Consider the following 13,373-nt stretch of genomic DNA (forward strand, 5'->3'; position numbering starts at 1 on the left):
ATTTAAGGGCTGATGATTGTACATCGGCGTTTTTTATTTCATTTCCTAATTAAAATGATTACGTGGAAGGCAGTTTATCTATACTTCTTTAAATACCTACTGTACAATGAACTGTATTGAGGAAAAGTAAGGGAGACAAGGAAAATGGCCCCAATCACTTTTCAAACGTAATAGATACATAGGATGCAAATATTAAACTAACAGCTTAAGAGAGGGAAAGTTGAATGAAATTTTTTCTGGCAGGATTATCAGTGCTAACTTTGATCGTTGTAGGAATTGCAGCGTTCGAAGTTATCAATAATCCTACACCAATGAAACAGGTGGTTAGCAGTACTTCCGCAGCAAGTACGAAAGCATCTGCACACATTGAAAAAGTGAATAAACCAAATATTGACCGTAGAAAGGGGATTGACAGGCAAGGTTTTTGGGAGCTGTATAATTATTATATTGAAAAAGATAAATTAGCTTTTCCAAAGGTAAAACTGGATGATCATATAGATATTCTTGATTTATCTTTAAAAAAGGTTCATTTAGGAAATGGTGTCTATCTAGGTTATTATCATTTGGGCGATCAGAAGGAAAAATACGGTACCGTTTATCTGATTGGAGATGAAATCGATCATTTTGATATATCCACAATGAGAGATGCGTTTAAATTAGTAGCCAAAATAATGGAAGGAGAGAATTCTTCCTTTGTTTCCAATAGTAGTAATAATTTTAAAGAGCTTATAAAAGGCCGGGCAGCATATGGAGATCATCTAAAATGGACCTCTTCCTATAAAAACGCAGAGTTGCAATTCATGGGTAATCCTGATTTCACCAATAACAAGATTGCAGATACATCGAAGGTTACCAATAAGGATAATGCTTCGAATCATGAAGTAGATAAGAAAGTAGATTCCAATTCGCAAAATGAAGGATTTACCACAGCAGAATACGTTGAACACGTGAGCAAGGAACAAAAAGAGGCTATCATTGTGGCTATTTTGGGTAAAGACTTTAAATATGACCCAAATGTAGAATACAACACAGAAAATTGGACCATCTTAGAACAAGAAGCGTTAATGATGGCGGAATCACTTTACTATGAATCTATTGGAAAAGAATCGCCTTATAATTAGTTGTATTATACGTTATGCAGGGGAGTAATTAGAATTAGAACATTCTATTTTCTTATAGTTGAAAAATGTCTTATAGAGGCGAGTTTAAGGGACAAAACTCCAACAACTCAGAGCAAAAATGTCTCCTAAAACAAGTCTATGAGACAAAATGATAACAAAATAGATAAAAATGTCTCATAGAACCACTCTATAACACAAAATCTTAACTACCAACGAAAATAATGCCAGTAAGATCTTTCCTGCTACAGGCATTCCATGCAACTATACCTGTATCACATAAAAAAAATCGTACACCTAGAATAATAACAAACACTCATGAAATAATGTTTCATGCGTGTTTTCCTTTTCTAAAAGAAAGCCCATTTTCCATTAAAGCTTCCCTCAACTTAGGTAAGGAAGAGGGACCAAAGCCATGTAATTGCAGTAAATCTTTTTCGCTATATGTAGCTAGTTCTTCCAAAGAAGTAATTCCATTGTTTTCTAACGCTCTTCTTGCCGGTGCAGAGAGCAGGGAAAGGAATCCATTTTCGGGCTTCCGTTCCTGTTCGCAGATAGGACATACTGGGCAATCGCTGGTTTTATAGTATTTATGTCCGTTGCGGCATATACGTTCGTATTTTTCCGAGACAGGCATTTAAACACACCTCCATTTCATTAGTTTTCTATTCGGTATTGTATATTGTTCATAATCTCATGGACAATTTCGGAAATATCATCTGTATTTTTTGCACTGGTATCCAGCAAATGTTTCTTGTTGATATCCAATTGTCTAAATTCTTCGAGCAAAATAATACACCGTTCTCCCATTTGATTATCAGGAGCCCTCAATTGATCCCTGTTCAAAAGTGTTTCCGGATTCGTATATAACACAACATAGATGACGGTAATTTCCATATCCTGCAGTTGGTCTTTAAACCACTGGGCATCGTCCGGAAAAGTAACAAAATCTATGATGACATCCATCTTATTTTGAATGAAATTTCGGGTAAGAGATAAGATATTATTCCAAATCAAATTTAACTCGGTTTTGCTTTCCCATGGCTTTTGGCGCCCGCGAACATGCATATGGGAAACGTCATCACCGGAAATATAAGCACAGTTTGCCATAGCATTAACTAATGCACTGGAAGTCGTTGATTTTCCAACACCAGCTGGCCCAGAAATGATATATACCGTTTGCATAATATTCTCCTTTTTATAAAAATAAACCAAATTCATTTTATCATAAAAGTGCACTATGACGTGTTAGCCCTAATCAAAAATAAAGTTGTGTACAAATTGAAAACTTTTTATGTACATTTTGTGAATGGTTTGTTACAATTTAGTAAACGATTACATATAAAATGAGTAAGGATATAAAAAGGAGGGGTTAGAATGCTTAAAGCTATGATTGGTTTTTACATTCTTGCCATCATTTATTCTGTTTTTGGAGCAGCATATAGTGTCATGACTGGACATATTGAGCTTGTTACAGTTCATGTATTTGTTGGTTTAATTAGTGCTGGATTACTTGCACTTGTGAATATGGAAAAAAAGAAACTGAATAAAACAGTGGAGCAATAATAAAAGTACTTTTTATAGAATAAAATATGGATATACAGTAAGTGCATGCCGCCATTATAGGTGTCTTGCACTTTTTTGTTATAGAAAAATTTTTCAGGAGAGTGTACATATGACTTCCGAGGTTCTAAATACTTGTACAAAGCTAATTCAACAAGCGGAAAAAATAGTCGTGCTAACAGGTGCTGGGATAAGCACGGAATCTGGTATTAAGGATTTCCGTTCAAGGACGGGCATTTATAAGTTGGCACCAGAGCACATCCTTTCCCTTGATTATTTTTATCAGCATCCTAAAGAATTCTATGAATTCGCACTCGAAAATCTCTATCATCCTAATGCACTTCCTAACAAAGGTCATGAGATTTTGGCTAAATGGGAACAGGCGAAGAAGGTGACCGCAGTTATTACACAAAACATCGATGGGCTTCATCAAAAAGCAGGAAGCCAAAACGTTATGGAGTTTCACGGGACGATGAAAACGTCCACCTGTATGAACTGTAAGAAAAAATATACGACAGATGAAATGTTAATACGTATGAATACCATGGAACATTTTTATGAATGCGACAATTGTGAGACGGAAAAACGAGAGGAACATTTTATTAAACCAGATGTTGTTTTATTTGGCGATACAGGAGAATGGTTTACAACGGAAGGCTTCCATACCATTGTTCATTACATGAATGACGCAGATTTTGTGTTGGTATTAGGCACGAGTCTGCTAGTTGCTCCGTTTTCCATGTTTCCTCAATACCGAAAGCAAGGAGTACCACTTTGTATTATTAATAAAGGGGAAACACCTTATGATTTTAGCCGGGATACATATGTTATTCACGAATCTATCGGACAGACACTGCTGCAAATGGATAAGAGTTTGTAAAATTAGGGGGTATGGAAATGGAGCAGCTTGTGAAGCAAATTCAAGATCTGCTGAATGAGACAAAGGGAACTTGGGGAATTCATTTGGAGGATTTGGTGACGAAGGAAACATGGGCTTGGAATGAACAAGAAGTTTTCTTTGCTGCCAGTATTATTAAGGTACCTATCATGGCAGCTGTTTTTGCTGGATTTGACGAAGGACTCTATCGGCTAAGCGATACGATTTCTTTAAAAAGGGAAGATCAAGTTGGAGATCCAGTTGGAGGATGCGGTGTGCTACATCATCTAACACCAGGGATAAATCTGACTATTTACGATTACATCACACTAATGATTATACAAAGTGATAATACAGCAACCAATGTACTGATTGATCTCGTTGGGGTAGAAAAAATTCAACAAATCATGAAGGAAATTGGGATGGAGCAAAGTAGCTTTCATACGAAATTAATGACGGTTCCTGTCAAAGCAAAGGGAAGAAATCGAATAACAGCTTTCGATATCGCCACCCTACTGAAAAAATTGACCTCAGGCTCCATCATCTCACAGTATGCATGCGAACAAATGATTGACATTATGAAAAAACAGCATTTTCGGGATTGTTTACCAGAAAGATTTCCGGATGAGGAATCCAACATTATTGGAGCAAAGCCACCATGGGAGTTCGCCAATAAAACGGGTTGGGTAACAGGGATTCGGCATGACATCGGTATATTGTATTTTGGTAAAAAAGCAATGAATATTGTTGTTTTATCTAAAGATGTGGAGGATAGAGAAGCAAAGGCAATAATGGCTCAAATCGGAGAATACATTTTCCATTATTTAAAACAATAATAGGGGAGGAGTAAGATACACCTGTTCATTGGAGGTGAAATAATGGAAAAGCATTCATTTGAGTTTTCAGGTGAAGTTTTGGATCAGAGAAATGATCTGACCGGTCCTCGTCCGGAAGACAAGGCAGCATATCCGGAAAGACCAAAAAATGTTCCAATTCAAGAATCGAAAGGAACTCATAAAAAGTAAATAGAGAAAGGTCACTGTCTATTTTAGATCTAAGTTTTGGAAGCAATTTTAACAAATAAAGTCTTGAAAAGGACGGAATTACCCGTCCTTTTGTTTGCTAAAGAGTTATTTATTTAATTCATCTGTTAGTGCCTTAATCGCTTCCATTACTTCTTGCCTATTTTCACTATTATTCATTTCATTTCTGGCGTGAAGTAAAACCGGTCTAACGGATTCCACAGAACGCCCAAAATCATACATCCAATCATATCGAGGAACCATCCAGGTATGAAAATGGTGCGTTGTGTCTTCGTTGTAGAAATAATATACATATTCTATTCCCAATACGTTTCTTTGCGCTTGTCTAATTTTCGATAAAATTGTTATATAGTCAAGTTTTTCTTCTTCGGTTAATTCATCAAAGCATTTAATATGGCGTTTAGAAGCTAATATGACTAATCCCTTAATTGGATATGCAACATCCTGATGAGCGTGAAAATGTTGAGTTTCCAACATCACGCCTCCATCTGGTACGATCAGCCCGCTAGTTAAAGCACAGCTTAAACACTCAACTTCTACAGTTTTGCCATTTGATAAGGTAATTTTTCTCACAGATGCTCCCCCTAGAATACTACTATTGCTTTTGTTAAAAAAGAATTTTCTACCATAATCTTTTAAATCGTATCATATTTCAAAGTAATTAGTCTCTAAATGTTTAAAGGGAACAAATTTGAACATTGTACCTTTCACTTGTAATTGTAGATACTTTTAGTTATTTCAGTTTCCATAACAAATGAAACTTTTCCATTGCTCTAAATTTCCAAGCAAATTAGTTGGTTTTCTGAATATGTATTGATACTATATTAATAATCTTTTTTGGAAAGGAAATATAACATGGCAAATATAAATATTCCTGTATCCGTATTAAATTTAGTGCCGATACGGGAGGGTCAGACAGCAAAACAGGCGATCGATTCTATGGTGGATTTAGCGCAAGCAGTAGAGGATATGGGCTATACCCGTTATTGGATTGCTGAGCATCATAACACAACGACTTTAGTTAGCTCAGCGACTTCTATTTTAATAAAACATACATTAGAGCATACGAAGAAAATCAGAGTTGGATCCGGTGGTGTGATGCTTCCAAATCACGCTCCATTAGTAGTCGCGGAACAATTTGGGACGATGGCTACAATATATCCGAACAGAGTCGATTTAGGTCTTGGTCGTGCACCAGGTACAGATATGAAAACGGCAAACGCCCTTCGACGTGCCCAAGCTGATTCTGTTTTTACTTTCCCGGATGATGTGCAGCAATTGCTTACATACTTTGGTCCGGAAGAGGAGCAAGGATTTGTCAAAGCATTTCCAGGTGTTGGTACGGATATTCCGATATATATTCTGGGTTCTTCTACAGATTCGGCACATTTGGCGGCACGTCTTGGATTGCCTTATGTATTTGCTTCACACTTTGCTCCAAGACAAATGGAACAAGCGATCTCTATTTATCGGATGGAGTTCAAGCCGTCAAAGTATTTGCAAAGGCCATATATGATGGTTTGCTTGAATGTGATTGCAGGGGAAACAGATGAGGAAGCGAAATGGTTGTCTACTACAATGGAGCAGTTTATTCTGAATGTGGTTCGTGGTTCGCAAAATAAACTGCAGCCACCAGTGGAAAGCATGGACGGTATTTGGAATTATTATGAGGCAGAGATGGCAGATTCGATGTCGAGAATGACATTGCTGGGAAGCAAGGATAGTATTCGTGAGCAATTAACTGCTTTCCAAGAAGCGTATAATGTGGATGAAATTATGGTTGTATCCTATATTTTTGACCAGGAAAAACAAAAACGCTCCTATGAAATATTAAAAGAAGTGGTAGATAATAGATAGAAAGAAGCAATGTTCGAGGTGTATTGCTCTTTTACAATGGCCCTGAAGCTAGATTGGGACATTTTTTAATAGAATGCAGATGGTAAAATATTATCATTTTCTATTAGAAAAAAATAAAATAGGGGAACATATGTTTTTATATTGAATTTTATGATAATATTAGTATAGCTACATAAGCAGGGAGGGTGGCGGCACCTGTTTGGTTTCTTGTTCTGTGGAAATGTCACAGCAAGGAAGGGGGTGTTGCCTTCTGACGATCTTCGAGGCACTGGTTTTGATGATCAGCTTTGCATCATTGATAGTTATGATGCTAAAAGAAAAGTAACCCTCCCTGATGGTTAATGGCGAAGGGTTACTCTTTTTGCATTTTAGCCGCCGCTCTTCTTGCGGAGTAGCTAGCTCGAACGCTGATGTCCCCACATCGGCGTTCTTTTTATTGTATTCTTATATTAATTATAATATACGAAATATTAAAATGAAAGGGAAGAAGCAAATCAATTAGTATTTTGGCTTTTTAGTAAAGCATGAATTTTATACATTTGCACAGGATAAAACCAATCCTTTTGAATGGAAATTCCATAACACATCATGATATCGTTATTACTGTACAGTAGAAGTAGGAGTGATACAAATGAACACAATCATTGAAACAATACAAAATCATCGTTCCATCCGACATTATGAGGATCGTCCTCTTACAGATGAACAAATTAAAATGATAGTCGAAAGTGCACAAGCAGCAGCAACATCAAGCTTTGTGCAAGCTTATACAATTATCGGTGTGAAGGATCCAGAGAAAAAGAAGGAGCTTGCTCTTTTATCAGGGAATACTCATGTCGAGAAAAATGGACATTTGCTCGTTTTTTGTGCAGATCTTCACCGCCATGAGCTTGTGGCAGAAATGGAAGAGGTAAATGTACAGCAGTCTCTGGATACGACGGAAAATTTTATGATTGCATTAATTGATACGGCGCTTGCTGCACAAAACGCGGCAGTAGCTGCTGAATCATTAGGATTAGGCATTTGTTATATAGGCGGTCTTCGTAATAACTTAGATGGAGTTTCCAAGGTGCTGAACATTCCAAAATATGTTTTACCCTTATTTGCGATGACAATCGGATATCCATCGAAGATCAACGATAAAAAGCCGCGTTTACCATTTGAGCATATTTATCATGAGGATGGATATCAAACAGATTCAAGCATTTTAAAGAAGCAACTGGGTGATTATAATAAAATCATTCATGATTACTACATGGAGCGAACAAACGGGAAACGATCGGACACATGGACAAAACAAATGGCTCTGAAATTTAAGGAACCAAGCCGCACGTATATGAAGGAATATGTACAAAAACAAGGCTTTAATAAAAAGTAATCAAAGAGGTTTTTTTATCAAAACCTCTTTTAAATTTTTCTGATTGTTAAATAAAAAAATAAGCTACAAACATTAGTATGACGATTCCCCATTCGTTTTCCATAGCAGCTAAATTTTTAGGAGTGTTTGTTGATACAATTAAAAATCCCACCATATTAATGCTTGAATGTGGTGCCCAGCACGGTATTGTTTGAACAATTTTCCATAGTTTTCTATACTTTAATTATGTTCATTATTGGAAGGAGTCGATAATTGTTATGGAATTAATAGATCTTATTAAATCCCGCCGCTCGATTGGCGCTGTTGAGGAAAGAGATGTACCGGATGAGGTGATTAAAGAATTGCTAACGGCTGCGACATGGGCACCTAACCATAAAAAAACAGAACCCTGGAAGTTTCGTGTTGTAAAAGGGGAGGGGCGTAATAAGCTTGGTGAGGAAATGTCCCGAATAATGGAAGCAAAAACAAAGGGCTTAAGTAAGGAAGATGCACAGAAAAAGATTGAAAAAGCAAGGAAAGGTCCACTTCGTGCTCCTGCAATTATTATCATGGCGGCAAGCCCTACAGGAAAAGTACCAGAAATAGAAGAGATAGTGGCAACAGGGTGTGCACTGCAAAATCTACTATTGCTTGCAACCGAGAAAGGTTTAGCAACCATCGCAAGAACAGGCGAAATTGCATATGCCACTGAATTGAATAAATATCTTCAATTGGATGAAAACGACAAAATCATCGCTTTGGTATACGTCGGCTATCCAAAACAGGATTTTTCTATAAAAGCGGAACGAGTTCCAGCAGAGGAAAAAACGGTTTGGTTTAGATAAAATGAAAAAAGTGCCCTTCGTTCTAGAATAATATAGGAGTAGGGCATTTTAATTTTTATATTCGGGATGATTATGCCATTTGCATCCTAATAAATAACAATCCGTTTTAATGGCAGGTTCGAATTTCATTTTGGGGGTAAAGTCAGCACAAGAACGTTCGTATATTTATTCCAATTCCTTTTTAGAGAATGCAATTTAGACAAAATTACCGCTACCAATCCCTAAATGTCCGAAAGTATCTTACTAAATTAATTTATCCTCATCTCAAAATCCAAAAAAAATTGCCCCTTCATCAAGGGGCATTTCATTATATCCTATATAATTTAATCCTCATTACGCACCAACAGAGCCACACATTCCACATGAACCGTATGCGGGAATAAATCAACCGGCTGTACAGCTTTCAACGTATATCCAAACGGCGCAAGCTCTTTAATATCAGTAGCAAATGTATCAGGATTACAAGATACATAAACAATTCTCTCAGGCTTGGAACGACCTATTTTGCGCATTACCTTACCACCGGCTCCGGAACGAGGGGGGTCAAGCATTAACAGCTCTGGATGGCCAAAGCTTTCAAGTACCTGGTCGATACCCATACGTGCATCCTTTGCTAAAAAGTATGTGTTCGTAATTCCGTTATCCTCGGCATTCCGTTTAGCAGATGCAATAGAAGTTTCCACAATTTCAATACCCGCAAGCTCCGCTACACGACTTGCAAATGGAAGAGAAAAGGTTCCCACTCCACAGAATAGGTCAATCATTTTTTCTGTTTTCTTTGGCTGTCCCATTTCTAATGCGATTTCAACCAATTTCGCAGCTTGGGTAGGATTTGTCTGGAAGAATGTATCGAACCAGAGGCGGTAGCGGTAACCAGCCATCTCATCATAGATGAAATCACGTCCAGCTAAAATATGGCTTTTTTCCGATTGAGTACGATCTGCCCAATCTGTATTTTCCAGCCATAATAAGCTTTTTACCTGCGGGAATTTCTCCCCAATTCTTCCCACCAAGTCTTGGGAAGCTTGTTCAAGTTTTCCAGTGGGTCCTTCTGTCGCAAAAAGAGCAAGCATCATTTCACCAGTAGCAAAGGATTGTCGCACCATTAGATGACGAAGTAAGCCTTCGTGAGTATCCTTATCGTAGCCTGTTAATTGGTAAGCTTTTACCCATTCGGCAACTTCCATGGCTGCTTCTACCATTTCTTTACCTGCAATTAAACATGTTTCTAATGAGATAACTTTTCGGAAGTTACCTTGCTCATGTAAACCAAGAGAGCCATCCGGTGCAAAAGTGAATTCCATTTTATTACGATAATGCCAGGGCTCGTCCATCCCAATCGTGTCACGAACTAGCGCCGGATCAAAGCCTTGTTCCTCAATAGCATGCTTTACATGATTTGTTTTTTGCTGTAGCTGACCGCTATATTGCCAATGCTGCCACACACAGCCTCCACAGCGATCGAAATGCGGGCATGGCGGAGCTAATCTCTCTGGATGTGCCTCTAGTATTTCGTCTGGATTAGCTCTTCTTCTCCTGCGTTCAGGCTGATCCACCGTTACACGGACTTTTTCACCAGGCAGTGTTTGTGGAATGGTAAGCTTCAACTTTTTAGGATTTCCCAGTTCGTTTTCACGCCAAACCACTGCTTGGCCAGAGCCTTTTGCATCCAATTGGCGTATTTCGGTCACAAATGTTTGTTCCGTTGCATTCGTCAATCCATGTTCCTCCTCTTAATGTGTTTATTTATAAGTAAAATGAACTAAATTCAAGATCCATTTTTTTACTCAAAAAAATCTTATTCTTTTAACATACTTTCCTATTATAACGAATCAAAAACTATTTGGAAATAATTCATTTATACAAGCATACGAAAAGATCGTATTGTATAATAGTTGTAATATTGACTTTGAGGTGTCCGCTATGCAAGATCTTGGAATATGCCCGCTATGTGGTAATGGTAACCGATGCTGTAATTCGAAAAATTCCTCTAGCAGTACTTGCTGGTGCACAGTAGAAGAATTTCCTAATGAAATTTTTGAATTGGTACCGGAGGAGTATTTACGAAAAACATGTATTTGCAAAAGCTGTTTGGAAAAATTTAAAGAATCAGCGAAAAAGATCCAAATCTAACGACAAGATTTGGATCTTTTTATATTAATGTGGAATTTGCACCAATTTATCTGCAGTAGTTAGCTTACTTAACCTTAGTAACCAAAGAAGGAGACAGAATAAAAATATTCCTGCACACAAAAAAATGACCTTTGGATCTACTGCATCAAATAATGCACCAAATAATAGCGAACCAAGCGGACCTGTTCCAACCGATAATGTTTCCATCATTCCGAACACACGTCCGCGATGCTCTTGATCAATAGATTGCTGGATGACTACTCCCATTGGTGTATTAGCACCAATACTCATCGCAGAAAAGAAAAGCATCATCACCGAATAGAAAACAAAAGTATGTACACCGTTTAAGGAAAGAAACAATGGTATAGAAAGACAGACGATTATGGTGCACATTAAAAAGGATGAGCGTCTTATAAACATGAATGGCTTTTTAAGGTTACGCACGGATAAGTATAAGGATGCTATTAACATCCCAATCGCTCCGGCACCTTGTATGAAACCAACATGGGAAGAAGGAATGGAAAGCTTTTGCACTAGTACAAAGACAAGCCCAACACTTACCGCAGAAGAAAAAAAGTTAATCCACAAGGTTGCCATTAGTAAGGTTTGAACAAGCGGCTTTGTCCGCAAATATTGAAAGCCTTCCTTCATACTTTTAGCCATCGATTCTTTTTGCTTTTTCAATTTAACTTCAAATAATGTAAAATCCATTGTTACTTCCAAACAAAGCGCTATAAAATAAGCAATCATCATGACGAACAAAAAGACCTTCATAGAAATAAATCCAAACAGCATCCCGCCAATGGCAGGTCCACCAATCCCGCCGATAGAATACGAGATTTGGTTGAAGGATAGAGCTTTTTGCAAGCGTTCCTTTCCAACCAAGTTCGGTATAGAGCTGGAAAATGCTACACCATTAAATGCTCCGATGATGGAAAATATCGTTGTAATCGTGTAAATTGCCGGTACAGAGATTCCAAAAATCAATGTATAAATAATCAGTACTCCCACTGACAAGGTAATCCCACTCATACTCAAGATTACAATTCGTTTCTTCGGAAAATGATCGGCAACATATCCAGCTAAGGGAGCAGCAAGTGCCCTTGGTAAAACATTAAACATAATATTTGTCGCAAAGCTTAAAGCCGATCCTGTTATCGATAAAATATACAAGCTAATTCCGAAATTAAAAACGCCAAACCCTAATGATGTCAGCATTTTACTAACAAGAAAGGTATAAAGATTTCGCTGAGCCCTTCTAATCTTACGTATTTCCAACTCTATTACCTTCTTACTATATTATTTTGAATATATACATAATAAGAGGTAAGACAATAGTTGTCAAAGCATTTCGGGGATTGTGTGTAATTCTTTCAAAAGTATAAGAAGATAGAAAAAATAGATTAAATGTAAACTTTTATCGCTATTGGAAAATAATATAAGTATAATGGTGACAAAGCATATTGCATGGAGGATAATAAACTAATAAAATAGTACCTTATAAAGTTGAAAGTTGGGGTAAAGGCAGATGGAAAGTAGAATTCGTCATAAAAGGAAGAAAAGAATAAGAAAAGGTAGAGTTTTTATCCTTGTTTTTTTCCTTTTTATATTTGCTATATCTGGCTGGATATTATTTCAATATTATGATGGAGTTCGTCAATCATCTAAAGAAATTAAAAACAGTCCAGATGAGAAAATCATTTTTAACGGAAAAAAAGATAGTAATGGAAAAACGAATATATTGTTATTAGGTGTTGATCGTCGGAAAAATGAAAATTCATCTAATTCTGATACGATGATCATTGCTCAATATGACCCGGAAAAGAATAGTATTAAGTTGGTATCTTTAATGCGAGACATGTATGTCCATATTCCAGGTTACAACGGCATGAAGAAAATGAATTCATCTTTCTTGCTTGGTGGACCTGAATTAACAAGAAAAACAATTCAGGAAAATTTCGGTGTAGATATTCAATATTTTGTAATGATTGATTTTAAAGGTTTTGAAAATGTAATTGATACTTTAGCCCCTGAGGGAATCGAAGTCAATGTTGAACATGCAATGAGCGAAAACATTGGTGTTTCCCTAAAACCTGGTTTACAAAATTTAAATGGGAAAGAATTGCTTGGGTATGCTAGGTTTCGCCATGATGATCAAAACGATTGGGGACGGGTAAAAAGACAACAAGATGTTATAAAAATTGTTTCTAATAAAGTGTTAAGTGCAAATGGAATATTAAAAGCACCTAAATTATTGGGAACGATTCAACCATTTATAAAAACGAATATTAGTAACTTAGAAGAGTTAAATTTCATGAAAATCTTCTTGCTTCATCGACCAAATATAACGAAAACTTTAACCATTCCCATTAAGAATAGCTATACTATTGAAAGGGTGCCTGTCTTTGGAGATGTACTTAGAATTGATGAAGCTGCCAATCGAAATACAATTAATGCCTTTTTAAGCGATACATCAGAAGATGCTGTAGTAGGAAATTGAACTTTGCTACTACAACTTATTTTAATAGAGAGAAATGAATGAACAAACGCGTAGATTCTTTGGAGAGAACTACGCGTTTT

The 13,373-nt window shown here is 36.9% G+C and carries 15 protein-coding genes; 10 read left to right on the plus strand and 5 right to left on the minus strand.

All coding sequences use genetic code 11. The annotated features are described in order from the left end of the window. Window positions 1-224 precede the first annotated feature (224 nt). Window positions 225-1,121 carry a hypothetical protein gene (locus tag KHA87_RS06280; protein WP_213093235.1) on the plus strand — a complete coding sequence of 299 codons (897 nt, stop codon included), beginning with the start codon at window positions 225-227 and terminating at the stop codon, window positions 1,119-1,121. Between the two features lie 328 nt (window positions 1,122-1,449). On the opposite strand, the gene KHA87_RS06285 is transcribed toward KHA87_RS06280, so the two are convergent. Together KHA87_RS06285 and KHA87_RS06290 are read right to left on the minus strand one after the other, a co-directional pair. Then, complete coding sequence (locus KHA87_RS06285; protein ID WP_213093236.1) at window positions 1,450-1,755, minus strand: RNA polymerase alpha subunit C-terminal domain-containing protein; 306 nt, start codon at window positions 1,753-1,755, stop codon at window positions 1,450-1,452. A 20-nt stretch (window positions 1,756-1,775) separates the two neighbouring features. Beyond that, complete coding sequence (locus KHA87_RS06290; protein WP_213093237.1) at window positions 1,776-2,303, minus strand: AAA family ATPase; 528 nt, start codon at window positions 2,301-2,303, stop codon at window positions 1,776-1,778. Window positions 2,304-2,495: 192 nt separating this feature from the next. Here KHA87_RS06290 and KHA87_RS06295 point away from each other — a divergent pair, with 192 nt between their 5' ends. The 4 genes from KHA87_RS06295 (at window position 2,496) to KHA87_RS06310 (ending at window position 4,583) form a co-directional block, all read left to right on the plus strand. After that, window positions 2,496-2,684: a hypothetical protein gene (locus KHA87_RS06295; protein WP_213093238.1), complete on the plus strand. Its 189-nt coding sequence runs from the start codon at window positions 2,496-2,498 to the stop codon at window positions 2,682-2,684. A 109-nt stretch (window positions 2,685-2,793) separates the two neighbouring features. Beyond that, window positions 2,794-3,561, plus strand: a complete 768-nt coding sequence (locus KHA87_RS06300) for an NAD-dependent protein deacylase (RefSeq protein ID WP_213093239.1) — start codon at window positions 2,794-2,796, stop codon at window positions 3,559-3,561. Window positions 3,562-3,578: 17 nt separating this feature from the next. Continuing rightward, window positions 3,579-4,394 carry a serine hydrolase gene (locus KHA87_RS06305; protein ID WP_213093240.1) on the plus strand — a complete coding sequence of 272 codons (816 nt, stop codon included), beginning with the start codon at window positions 3,579-3,581 and terminating at the stop codon, window positions 4,392-4,394. Between the two features lie 42 nt (window positions 4,395-4,436). After that, the gene (locus tag KHA87_RS06310) at window positions 4,437-4,583 is read left to right on the plus strand and encodes a hypothetical protein (protein WP_213093241.1); all 147 of its coding nucleotides are present in this window, start codon (window positions 4,437-4,439) and stop codon (window positions 4,581-4,583) included. A 105-nt stretch (window positions 4,584-4,688) separates the two neighbouring features. Here KHA87_RS06310 and KHA87_RS06315 read toward each other — a convergent pair whose 3' ends face one another. After that, a complete protein-coding gene (locus KHA87_RS06315) occupies window positions 4,689-5,174 on the minus strand; it encodes an HIT family protein (RefSeq protein WP_213093242.1) in 486 nt (161 codons plus the stop codon). 282 nt (window positions 5,175-5,456) lie between these two features. Between KHA87_RS06315 and KHA87_RS06320 the strand changes: the two genes are divergently transcribed. The 3 genes from KHA87_RS06320 (at window position 5,457) to KHA87_RS06330 (ending at window position 8,660) form a co-directional block, all read left to right on the plus strand. Beyond that, on the plus strand, window positions 5,457-6,458 hold the full coding sequence (locus KHA87_RS06320) for an LLM class flavin-dependent oxidoreductase (RefSeq protein ID WP_213093243.1): 1,002 nt from the start codon (window positions 5,457-5,459) through the stop codon (window positions 6,456-6,458). 631 nt (window positions 6,459-7,089) lie between these two features. Next, a complete protein-coding gene (nfsA, locus tag KHA87_RS06325; RefSeq protein WP_213093244.1) occupies window positions 7,090-7,836 on the plus strand; it encodes an oxygen-insensitive NADPH nitroreductase in 747 nt (248 codons plus the stop codon). 257 nt (window positions 7,837-8,093) lie between these two features. Then, window positions 8,094-8,660 (plus strand): nitroreductase family protein, encoded by a 567-nt coding sequence (locus KHA87_RS06330; protein ID WP_213093245.1) that lies wholly within the window; start codon window positions 8,094-8,096, stop codon window positions 8,658-8,660. A gap of 323 nt (window positions 8,661-8,983) precedes the next feature. Here KHA87_RS06330 and rlmD read toward each other — a convergent pair whose 3' ends face one another. Next, a complete protein-coding gene (gene rlmD, locus KHA87_RS06335; protein WP_213093246.1) occupies window positions 8,984-10,378 on the minus strand; it encodes a 23S rRNA (uracil(1939)-C(5))-methyltransferase RlmD in 1,395 nt (464 codons plus the stop codon). 205 nt (window positions 10,379-10,583) lie between these two features. Here rlmD and KHA87_RS06340 point away from each other — a divergent pair, with 205 nt between their 5' ends. Then, complete coding sequence (locus KHA87_RS06340) at window positions 10,584-10,793, plus strand: cysteine-rich CWC family protein (RefSeq protein WP_213093247.1); 210 nt, start codon at window positions 10,584-10,586, stop codon at window positions 10,791-10,793. 24 nt (window positions 10,794-10,817) lie between these two features. Here KHA87_RS06340 and KHA87_RS06345 read toward each other — a convergent pair whose 3' ends face one another. Continuing rightward, window positions 10,818-12,071, minus strand: coding sequence for an MFS transporter (locus KHA87_RS06345; RefSeq protein WP_213093248.1), 1,254 nt, complete (start codon window positions 12,069-12,071; stop codon window positions 10,818-10,820). Window positions 12,072-12,321: 250 nt separating this feature from the next. Here KHA87_RS06345 and KHA87_RS06350 point away from each other — a divergent pair, with 250 nt between their 5' ends. Further along, window positions 12,322-13,293 carry an LCP family protein gene (locus KHA87_RS06350; RefSeq protein ID WP_213093249.1) on the plus strand — a complete coding sequence of 324 codons (972 nt, stop codon included), beginning with the start codon at window positions 12,322-12,324 and terminating at the stop codon, window positions 13,291-13,293. The last annotated feature ends 80 nt before the right edge of the window (window positions 13,294-13,373 follow it).

Source organism: Bacillus sp. FJAT-49736 (assembly GCF_018343615.1).
In the GTDB taxonomy this organism is placed as follows: domain Bacteria; phylum Bacillota; class Bacilli; order Bacillales; family Bacillaceae_C; genus Margalitia.